General features: G+C 63.6%; 11 protein-coding genes. 6 read left to right on the forward strand and 5 right to left on the reverse strand.

The genetic code is table 11. The annotated features are described in order from the left end of the window. Window positions 1-1,526: biosynthetic-type acetolactate synthase large subunit (ilvB, locus tag RUH75_RS22450; protein WP_313809424.1), on the reverse strand; the 1,526-nt coding region annotated here is incomplete at its 3' end. A 101-nt stretch (window positions 1,527-1,627) separates the two neighbouring features. Beyond that, the gene (miaA, locus tag RUH75_RS22455; RefSeq protein WP_313809425.1) at window positions 1,628-2,572 is read right to left on the reverse strand and encodes a tRNA (adenosine(37)-N6)-dimethylallyltransferase MiaA; all 945 of its coding nucleotides are present in this window, start codon (window positions 2,570-2,572) and stop codon (window positions 1,628-1,630) included. On the opposite strand from miaA, the gene serB reads away from it, so the two are divergent. The 3 genes from serB (at window position 2,571) to RUH75_RS22470 (ending at window position 5,395) form a co-directional block, all read left to right on the forward strand. Beyond that, window positions 2,571-3,449, forward strand: coding sequence for a phosphoserine phosphatase SerB (gene serB, locus RUH75_RS22460; protein ID WP_313809426.1), 879 nt, complete (start codon window positions 2,571-2,573; stop codon window positions 3,447-3,449). The genes miaA and serB overlap by 2 nt on opposite strands. Window positions 3,450-3,596: 147 nt before the next feature. Continuing rightward, window positions 3,597-3,857 (forward strand): hypothetical protein, encoded by a 261-nt coding sequence (locus RUH75_RS22465; RefSeq protein ID WP_313809427.1) that lies wholly within the window; start codon window positions 3,597-3,599, stop codon window positions 3,855-3,857. A 50-nt stretch (window positions 3,858-3,907) separates the two neighbouring features. Next, complete coding sequence (locus tag RUH75_RS22470) at window positions 3,908-5,395, forward strand: L,D-transpeptidase family protein (RefSeq protein ID WP_313809428.1); 1,488 nt, start codon at window positions 3,908-3,910, stop codon at window positions 5,393-5,395. 6 nt (window positions 5,396-5,401) lie between these two features. Here RUH75_RS22470 and RUH75_RS22475 read toward each other — a convergent pair whose 3' ends face one another. After that, window positions 5,402-6,169, reverse strand: a complete 768-nt coding sequence (locus RUH75_RS22475; RefSeq protein WP_313809429.1) for a glutaredoxin — start codon at window positions 6,167-6,169, stop codon at window positions 5,402-5,404. A gap of 71 nt (window positions 6,170-6,240) precedes the next feature. On the opposite strand from RUH75_RS22475, the gene RUH75_RS22480 reads away from it, so the two are divergent. Next, window positions 6,241-6,642 carry a MerR family transcriptional regulator gene (locus RUH75_RS22480; RefSeq protein WP_313809430.1) on the forward strand — a complete coding sequence of 134 codons (402 nt, stop codon included), beginning with the start codon at window positions 6,241-6,243 and terminating at the stop codon, window positions 6,640-6,642. A 71-nt stretch (window positions 6,643-6,713) separates the two neighbouring features. Here RUH75_RS22480 and ruvX read toward each other — a convergent pair whose 3' ends face one another. After that, complete coding sequence (gene ruvX / locus RUH75_RS22485) at window positions 6,714-7,184, reverse strand: Holliday junction resolvase RuvX (protein ID WP_313809431.1); 471 nt, start codon at window positions 7,182-7,184, stop codon at window positions 6,714-6,716. 2 nt (window positions 7,185-7,186) lie between these two features. Further along, a complete protein-coding gene (locus RUH75_RS22490) occupies window positions 7,187-8,305 on the reverse strand; it encodes a DUF3089 domain-containing protein (protein WP_313809433.1) in 1,119 nt (372 codons plus the stop codon). Window positions 8,306-8,419: 114 nt separating this feature from the next. Between RUH75_RS22490 and gatC the strand changes: the two genes are divergently transcribed. Together gatC and gatA are read left to right on the forward strand one after the other, a co-directional pair. Next, window positions 8,420-8,707, forward strand: a complete 288-nt coding sequence (gene gatC / locus RUH75_RS22495; RefSeq protein WP_313809434.1) for an Asp-tRNA(Asn)/Glu-tRNA(Gln) amidotransferase subunit GatC — start codon at window positions 8,420-8,422, stop codon at window positions 8,705-8,707. After that, window positions 8,707-10,037, forward strand: a 1,331-nt coding sequence (gene gatA / locus RUH75_RS22500; protein WP_313809435.1) for an Asp-tRNA(Asn)/Glu-tRNA(Gln) amidotransferase subunit GatA, incomplete at its 3' end; no start/stop codon positions are given. The genes gatC and gatA, both read left to right, overlap by 1 nt.

Below are 10,037 nucleotides of genomic sequence, written 5' to 3' on the forward strand. Positions count from 1 at the left end.
TCGGCCAGCTTCACGAAATCGGGCAGGCTGTCCGAATAGCTGTTGGAATAGCGGCTTTCATAGGTCAGTTCCTGCCACTGGCGGACCATGCCCATATATTCATTGTTCAGGATGAATATCTTGACCGGCAGGCGATATTGCGTGGCCGTGCCCATTTCCTGAATGTTCATCTGGATCGAGGCATCGCCCGCGACGCAGACCACCAGGCTGTCGGGATTGCCGACCTGCGCGCCGATGGCGGCCGGGAAGCCATAGCCCATGGTGCCAAGGCCGCCGGAGGTCAGCCATTTATTGGGTTCATCGAAGCCGAAATGCTGGGCCGCCCACATCTGATGCTGGCCGACCTCAGTGGTGATGATGACGTCCTGGGCGCTGCGCGAAGCCTTGTAAAGCTGGGCGATCGCCTCCTGCGGCATGATTTCTTCGCGGCTGTCGGGATAGGCGAGGCTGTTGCGCGCGCGCCAGCCGTCGATCCGCGCCCACCATTCGGAGAGGTCCGCTGCCTTGTGGCCGCGATCCTTCCAGAGCGCGATCATGTCAGTGAGCGCGCTGGCGACGTCCGCGATGATGGGCAAGTCGACTTCGACCGTCTTGTTGATCGAGCTACGGTCGATGTCGATGTGGATCTTCTTCGAATTCGGCGCGAAGGCGTCCAGCCGCCCCGTCACGCGGTCGTCGAAGCGGGCGCCGACGCAGACGATCAGATCTGCCTTGTTCATTGCCCAATTGGCTTCATAGGTGCCGTGCATGCCCAGCATGCCGACCCATTGGTCGGAGGACGCCGGGAAGGCGCCCAGACCCATCAGCGTCGAGGTGACAGGCGCGCGCGTCAGCGCCGCGATCTCGCGCAGCAGGGCCGAGGCTTCGGGGCCGGAGTTGATGACGCCGCCGCCGGTATAGAAGATCGGACGCTTGGCAGCCGCCAGCATCTCGACCGCATTGGCGATGGCAACCGGCTCCGCCTTGGTCTGCGGGCGGTAGCTGGCATGTTCGAAGCTTTCCGGCTTTTCATAGGGCGCGGTCGCGATCTGGACATTCTTCGGAATGTCGACAACGACCGGGCCGGGACGGCCGGTGGTGGCGATGTGGAACGCCTCATGGATGACCCCGGCAAGCTTGCCGGGCGACTTCACCAGATAATTGTGCTTCGAACAATGGCGCGTGATGCCGACCGTGTCCGCTTCCTGGAAAGCGTCGGTGCCGATCAGTTGCGTCGGAACCTGCCCGGTGATGACGACCATCGGGATCGAGTCCAGCAGCGCATCCGTGATGCCGGTGACGGCATTGGTCGCGCCGGGGCCGGAGGTGACGAGCACGACGCCGGGTTTGCCGGTCGAACGCGCATAGCCCTCCGCCATATGGGTAGCGCCCTGTTCGTGGCGGACGAGCACGTGGCGAATCTTCGGATGATTGTAGAGTGCGTCATAAATGGGCAGCACCGCGCCGCCCGGATAACCGAACACGACTTCGACTCCCAGGTCGATCAGGCACTCAACCAATATGTCCGCGCCGCTCTTTTCGGCCACGATAATGTCCTTCCGCTGGATAGTAGCTGCGCCCTCTGCTCCAGAAGCGGAGCGATGGCAAGGCGGCCGCGTTTATTTGACATAAAATGGCTAGTCAAGAGTTATTGTTGTAATTTAATTACCAATTCTCTCCATATTTTATCATCAATACGCCGAGTTTCGCGCGCCCAGTCCGCCGGGGGCTGACGCGAAAACCAGGTATATTGCCGCTTGGCATATTGACGGGTGGCGATCCGGCCACGCTCGAGCATGGTGTCGCGGTCGATCTCGCCTGACAGCCAGGCCGCGATTTCGGGGACACCGATCGCGCGCATCACGGGGAGGTCCGGGGGGAGTTTGCGGGTGAGCAGGGCCTCGACTTCCATACCGGCGCCGATGTCGATCATCTGGTCGAAACGAAGGTCGCAGCGGGCGATCAGCCAGTCGCGCGGGGGGAGCAGGATCAGCGGCGAAAGGGTGATGCGGTCGCCTATGCCGCCGCTCTTATGCCGCTGCCATTCGCGCAAGGGCTTGCCGGTCGAGCGGACGACCTCCAGCGCGCGAGCGACGCGGGTTGTGTCGGCGGGGGCGAGGCGGGCGGCGGCTTCCGGGTCTTCCTTCTCCAGTGCAGCATGGGCATCCGCCACCGGCAGGCCGCGGATGGCGGCGCGGATATCAGGGTCTATGTCAGGCACGGGGGCAATGCCGTCGAGCAGGGTGCGCAGATAGAGGCCGGTGCCGCCGACGAGGATAGGGAGGTGGTCTTCCTCATGAGCCTTATCCACCTCGGCGCGGGCCTCGGCGGCCCAGCGGGCGGCGGTGCAGGCTTCCGCGCCGTCGATATGGCCGAAAAGGCGGTGCGGCACATCTGCCATTTCCGCATCGCTCGGCCGGGCGGAGAGAATCTGGAGGTCGGCATAGACCTGGCTCGCATCTGCGTTGATGACGATGCCGTTCGTCGTGCGGGCCAGCGCAATGGCAAGCGCGCTCTTGCCGCTGGCGGTGGGCCCGGCAATAAGCGCGACGCGAGGGCGGGATTCGCCCTTCGGTGTTTCAGGAGTTTCCATGTTCGTTGCGACCTTAGTGGCAAGTGGCGCCTTGAGTCAGGACAATATTGCCGAAGCTGTCGGGCGGTTGGCAATGGCGGGTTGCGCGCCGGGGACAAGCAAGTGGCTGGAAGAGTGCAAGGCGGCGGACATTTTCTTCGGGAGTGATCCGCTCGCGGCGCGGGCGGCGCTGACTGGCATTGGCGACCGGGTGGACGTGATCGTCCAACTGGCCGAGGGTCGCGAGAAGAAGCTGCTGATCGCGGACATGGATTCCACGATGATTACCGTCGAGTGCATTGATGAACTGGCCGACTATGCCGGGATCAAGGCACAGATCGCGGAGATCACCGAGCGGGCGATGCGCGGCGAACTTGATTTCGCGGGCGCGCTGCATGAGCGCGTGGCCTTGCTCAAGGGGCTGGCGGACGCAGCCATCGACCAGTGCCGCCAGGAACGGGTGAAGATCATGCCGGGGGCCAGGGCTCTGGTGCGCACGATGAGCGCGCGGGGTGCGAAAACGCTGCTGGTGTCCGGCGGCTTCACGCGCTTCACCGGGCCGGTAGCGGAAGAAATCGGCTTTGATGCGGCGGTCGCCAATGTGCTGGAGATTGCGGACGGGGCTTTGCTCGGCACGGTGACCGTGCCGATCGTGGATGCGGCGCGCAAACGGGCGGAACTGGAAAGGGCGATAGAGGGCGGGATCGACCGGGCCTTGACGCTGGCCGTCGGGGACGGGGCAAACGACATTCCGATGATCCAGGGGGCAGGGTTGGGCGTTGCCTATCATGCCAAGCCCAGAACGCGGGAAGCAGCGGCTGCGGAGATCGTGCATGGCGATCTGTCCGTGCTGCTCTACGCGCAGGGAATTCCCTCTGCGGATTGGGTTGGGGATTAACGGTTAATCGCTGCTTAGGCACGGCTCATCGTCATTGCGCGGCGGTAATGGAATCCAATCCGATCTCCGGTCGTTACACCTGCGCTGCAATCCGCAGTGTCCACATTCTAGCCGGCGCACGGTCCTCGTAGCGCCAAGGGAGAGGGTATGAACATCAGGTTATTGGCACTTCTCGGCGGCACGGCGCTCGCTCTGAGCGCATGCGCGTCGACGAGGGATGAACCTGTCGCGCCTGCGCCGCCGGTCGGTCCGGGCGCGATCAGCGGCACCGTTGCGGCCGACCGCAATGGCGATGGTATTGTCGACGGCTATTATTCGCCCGACGGCATGTATCATGAAATTCAGGGTCCGCCCTGTCCGCCGCCTCCGCCGCCCCCGCCGCCCTCGCGTCGTGGAGAACGCGGCTGACACAGGTGCATGTTCGGGGGCGCCCCTTCCTTCGCACGACCCTGCTTCCAGTGCTGCTGCTCACGACATGGCCTGGACAAGTCATCGCACAACCCAATGCCGTTTCGGATGCCGCTCGCACCAGCGTGGCGGCGGAAATCCGTTCGTCTGTCGGAGGGAAGCTCAGGGATTTTTACGGACCGCGCGGTTACTGGCCGCTCTGGATCGAGAAGGGCAGGGTCGGGCCGCAGGGTGATGCGCTGATTGCCCTGATCGAAAGCGCGGATGCGGATGGGTTGAAGCCGAAGGATTATGATCCCCGTGAACTGAAAGGCTTGATCAAGGAGGCCGATGCCAGCGGCGATCCCAAGTTGCTGGCACGCGCCGACCTTGCCTTTTCCAAGGCGTTTGCCGCGCTGGTGAGCGATATGCGCAAGCCGTCGCGCAAGGTGAAGGTGCGCTATCTCGACCCGGAGGTGGAACCGAAGGAAGAAGAGCCGAGAGAGATTTTGCGGGCCGCGGCCGTGGCCCCGTCCTTTGTCGACTATGTGAAGAATGTCGGCTGGATGAACCCTTTCTACCTGAAGCTGCGGGATGCGCGGATGGGCTTTGCCAGGCGCTGGACCGGTTTGCCGCAGATGGCGGTCCCAACCGGTGTGAAGCTGCGGCCCGGCATGAAGTCGGGCGCTGTGTTTCTGCGGCGTCGTCTGGGGCTGGAGAGCGGCGCCGCCTATGACAAGGCGCTGGCTGCGAAGGTGAAGGCCTTTCAGGGCGATCACGGCCTGAAGCCGGATGGCGTCGCGGGCGCGGCGACGATCGAGGCGCTCAACCGGGGCGACGATTATTATGAGCGGCTGATCGCACTGAATCTGGAGCGGACGCGGCTGCTGCCCGGCCCCTATGCGCGCCATGTGGTGGTGGATGCGGCCTCCGCCCGGCTCTGGTATTTCAGCAAGGGGCAGCAGGACGGCACGATGAAGGTCGTCGTCGGTGCGAAGGAAAGCCAGACGCCGATGATGGCGGGCATGATCCGCTATGCGACGCTCAATCCCTATTGGAATGTGCCATCCGATCTGGTCGAGCGGAAGCTGGCGCCCAAGATGCTGGCGGGGGACAGTTTCACGAAGAAGCATTATGAGGCGCTGTCCGACTGGAGCGCCAATGCGCAGAGGCTCGATCCGGCGAATATCGACTGGCGGGCGGTGGCCGATGGACGCACTGAACTGCGCGTGCGGCAGCTTCCCGGTGGCGACAATGCCATGGGGAAGGTCAAGTTCATGTTCCCCAATGACCTTGGCATCTATCTGCACGACACGCCGTCGCGCGATCTGTTGGCGAAGCCGGCCCGGCAATTCAGCAACGGCTGCATCCGGCTGGAGGATGCGCAGCGGCTGGGGCGGTGGTTTTTTGGCAAGCCGCTCAAGGCCGATGACGACAAGCCGGAGCAGCATGTGCCGCTGCCCCAGCCGGTGCCGGTCTATCTGACCTATCTGACGGCAGTGCCTTTGGGGGATGGGGTGCAGTTCCTGCCCGATGTCTATGGGCGGGACGGTATGTGAGATGGTTTAATGCGCCACGCCCGTCAGCATCCAGAGGGCCATCGCCACCATCATCACATTTTCCGTCAGCGAGATGAAGCCGAGAGGCACATTGCTGGCCCCACCCACGCAGGCGCATTTGAGTTCGCGCTTCTCGATATAGACCGCCTTGAACACCGACGCCGCGCCGATGCCGCCGATGATCAGGGCCACCGGGATCGACAGCCATTCGAGCGTCCCCGTCAGCATCAGCACGCCGGCGCCCAGTTCCAGGAAGGGATAGACCCTTCCATAGGGCACAGAGCGGCGGGCGAGCAGATCATAATTCAGGAACATGGTCGCGAACCGCTCCACATCCTGCAATTTCAGCATGGCGAGCAGCATCATGGTGATGGCGATGAAACGTTCGATTGTCATGATGCCGATCAGAGGCATCGCGGTCAGCCAGTTGAGCGCCAGCGCCAGCAGCATCCCGACGGCAAAGACCGTGAGCACAGGCGTGTAGGTCGTCGCCTTGGGATCGGCGACCTTCAGCCCGAAAAAGCGGCGCAGATCGTCATGGCCGCCAATCCGCTGGCCATCGATGAATATCTGCGGTGTCGTCCTGACGTCATGAGCGGCCTTGAAGGCGTCGGTTTCCTCCCGGCTGGTGAGCCAGTGATCCTCGACCTCATAACCCTTATGCCTGAGCAGCCATCGCGCCTTGAGGCCATAGGGACAGATGTGGCCGGGCATCACCATGCGATGGAGAACGGCCTTGCGGGCTCCGGTGGTAAGGGCGGTTGCTGCGGTCATGGCATGGCTTTCTCTTGGAGATAATCGCTTGGCGCCCCATATGGGTTCCGTACCATGGTCCGGAGTCAAGCATGGCGATGACGATTTCAGGTCTGGCCCGGGCGGGTGGCGTCGGGGTCGAAACGGTCCGTTTCTATCAGCGGCGCGGATTGCTGGAGACGCCGGACCGGCCGGACAGTGGCGGCCTGGCGGGCGGCGTGCGACGCTATGACGAACAGGATGTGCGGCGGTTGAAGTTCATCCGTTTGGCGCAGGGCGCAGGCTTCACGCTGGAGCAGATCGGGGAACTGTTGCGGCTCGATGCCGGGCAGGACCGGGCGAGGGCGCGGGAACTGGCGGCGGAACGGCTGGCGGCACTGGACCTCAAGATCGCGGAATTGCAGGCGGCGCGGGATAGTCTGAGGCGGCTGGCGAGTGCCTGCGGTGCCCTGGAGGAAGGGCCTTGCCCGATTATTTCGGCCTTTGAGGGGTGAACTTTTCTTTCCTCCGTTCTCCCTGAGCCCTTCGGACCGCAGCCCCAGGGAGAACGGGAGTTAGGCTATCCTTAAAACCCCGCCATCAGCCCATCAATCGCGCCTTGCAGGATGTAGCCAGCGGCGAGCTTGTCCACCAACTCATCACGCCGAACCCGGCTGGCGTCGGCTTCCAGCAGGGTGCGCGTCACTGCCTGGGTCGACCAGCGCTCGTCCCATAGCAGGATCGGCAAACCCAGATCAGCGATGTTCCGCCCAAAAGCACGGCTCGCCTGGCTGCGGGGGGATTCGCTGCCGTCGAGATTGAGGGGGAGGCCGATCACCACGCCCTTCACCTGCTGTTGCTCCATGAAGGCGGCGAGGGCGACCTTGTCCTTGCTGAACTTGCCGCGCGATACGGTGTGGGCAGGGCTGGCGATCGACCAGCCCGCGTCGCAAAGCGCAAGGCCGATGGTCTTGGTGCCGACGTCCAGCCCGATCAGGCGGCCGCCATGGGGCAGGGCTTCGCGGAAAACCGCGCGGTCGACGGTGAGAATGGACATGCTTACTTCTTCAGAAAGGCGGCGAGCCGTTGCTTTGCGTCTTCACGCACATCGGCCCAGAATAGCGCATAGTCATAGACGTGGTAATTATTGCCCGGCAAGGTGAACGGCCCCATGTCGACCGGCTCTCCGATCATCAGCACGCCGCTGGTGTCGCAGCGGGCAGGCACGATGCCGGGAACGAGGCGGGTCGGCTTGTCCGCGTCGCGGGCGTCCAGGGTGCCGCGATTGGCGCTCGGCGGGGCGGCGCCGTTGAAGGCGCCGGTAATGGGGTTGGTGCAGAGCATATGCGTGCCCTTGTGAGGCCTGCCGGTGAAGCTGGGTTTGCGCTCGAAGCCTTCGATCACGGCAGAGGGATCAGCCGGTTCGGCATAGCTTTGCCAACTGACGATGCAATGCGACTGGTCGCGCCGCGCGCAGGCGGGGAGGCCGAGGGCGGGAAGGTCGGCTTCCACGGAGATCGGCCAGCCCACGGCATAGACGGCGGCGATGCGGTCGGCGACGGGCTTGCCCGCGATCTGCTCGCGCAGGAGTTGGAGCAGATGGCGCGATCCCTGGCTATGGGCGGCAAGGATCAGCGGGCCGTTGGGATTGGCCTTGAGGAAAGCGGCAAAGGCTTCGCTCACATCGCGATAGGCGGCCAGGAGGGCTTGGTCCCCTGCGGGCTTGTCGGTCAGGAAGGCGCCGTAATTGGCCTGACGGTAGCGGGGGGCCCAGATCGCGCCGACCGCGTTGAAGGCGCTGGCCTGATTCTTCACGAAGCGGCGCGCGGTGTCGAGGGCTTCCTGATCATCCAGTCGCATGTTCCAATGCGCATCGCCCAGGGTCGTGATGTAGGAGGTCGGGTGGATGAAGAAGACGGCCGCCTTTTCCGTGGATGGCGCATCCTTCACGCCTTCGGGAGTCCAGAGGGCGGGATTGTCCTTCATGATGTCAGGCCGCGCGATCCACATTTTCGGATCGTCATAGGCGTTGGCGGGGAGTGGCTGGATTGGCGCAAAAGCCTCCCGCGGGACCATCACCGCGCGGATCATCTGCATCCCCCAGATGCGATAGGCCAGCAATGCCGCGATCACCAGCACGATCAGGCCGGTTACGACATAGAGGAACTTGCGGGCCAACAGGCGCTCTCCATAATGGTGGAATGTTTGTGTCTGGCGCAAGCGACGAGCGCGTGCAAGGTCTTGGAGTATCGGGACTTGAAGCGGACGTGCCCCGATGGTAGCGGCGGAGCCATGTCGATAGACCTTCAAACCGTGAAAAAGATCGCCAGCCTTTCGCGCATTTCGGTGAGTGACGCCGAAGCCGAGGCGATGGTGCCGGAACTCAACAACATCCTTGGCTGGGTGGAGCAATTGGGCGAGGTGGACGTGACAGGCGTTGAGCCGATGACCGCCGTGATCCCCAATCACCTGCGCCTGCGCGAAGATGCCGTCACCGATGGCAATGTCCGCGACAAGGTGTTGGCCAATGCGCCGCAGGCGGAGCATGGCTTCTTCGCGGTGCCGAAGGTGATCGAATAATGAGCAATCTGACTGATCTGACGGTCGCGGAAATCCGCGATGGTTTCCGTGGCGGCGACTTTTCGGCGCGCGAAGTGGCGGAGGCATTCAACGCCAATGTCGCTGCCGCCAAGGCGCTGAACGCCTTCATCGTCGAAACGCCGGAAAAGGCGCTGGAAGCTGCCGACGCCGCCGACAAGGCAAAGGCGGCGGGCGAAGCGTTGAAGCCGCTTTCGGGCGTGCCGATTGGCATGAAGGACCTGTTCTGCACCGAGGGCGTGCAGACGACCGCCGCGTCGCACATGCTGGAAGGCTTCAAGCCGACCTATGAGTCCACGGTTTCGAAGAAGCTGTGGGACGCGGGCGCGGGCATGCTGGGCAAACTCAACCTCGACCAGTTCGCCATGGGGTCATCCAACGAAACCAGCTATTTCGGCAATGTGATCTCGCCATGGCGGCGGGGTGGCGGCGACAATGCCGCATTGGCGCCGGGCGGTTCGTCGGGCGGTTCGTCCTCGGCCATCGCCGCGCGGCTGTGCCCGGCGGCGACCGGCACCGATACCGGCGGCTCGATCCGCCAGCCTGCGGCCTTCACCGGCATTTCGGGGATCAAGCCGACCTATGGCCGCTGCTCGCGCTGGGGCATCGTGGCGTTCGCATCGTCGCTCGATCAGGCCGGGCCGATGGCGCGGACGGTGCGCGACAATGCGATCCTGCTGGAAACGATGTCGGGCTTCGATCCCAAGGATTCGACTTCGCTCGATCTGGCCGTGCCGCAGTGGGAAGCCAATTTATCGAGCGATCTCAAGGGCAAGAAGGTCGGCATTCCCAGGGAATATCGCCCTGATGGCCTGAACGCCGAGATTGCGGCACTGTGGGATCGCGGCATTGAATGGCTGAAGGATGCGGGCGCCGAGGTGGTGGATGTGTCGCTGCCGCATACGAAATATGCGCTGCCGACCTATTATATCATCGCGCCGGCCGAGGCATCCTCGAACCTCGCGCGTTATGATGGCGTGCGCTATGGCCAGCGTGATCTGCCCGATGGGGCGGGTTTGCAGGACATGTATGCCGCGACCCGTGCGGCCGGTTTCGGGCCGGAGGTTAAGCGCCGCATCATGATCGGCACCTATGTGCTGTCGGCGGGCTTCTATGACGCTTATTATACGCAGGCGCAGAAGGTCCGGGCGCTGATTGCGCGCGATTTCGAACTGGCTTTCGAAAAGTGCGATCTGCTGCTGACCCCGACCGCGCCGAGCGCCTCCTTCGCACTGGGCGAGAAACAGGCCGATCCGCTGGCCATGTATCTGAACGACGTCTTCACCGTGCCGGCCTCGCTGGCCGGGCTGCC

The sequence above is a fragment of the Sphingobium sp. genome (genome assembly GCF_032153725.1).
Lineage (GTDB): Bacteria > Pseudomonadota > Alphaproteobacteria > Sphingomonadales > Sphingomonadaceae > Sphingobium.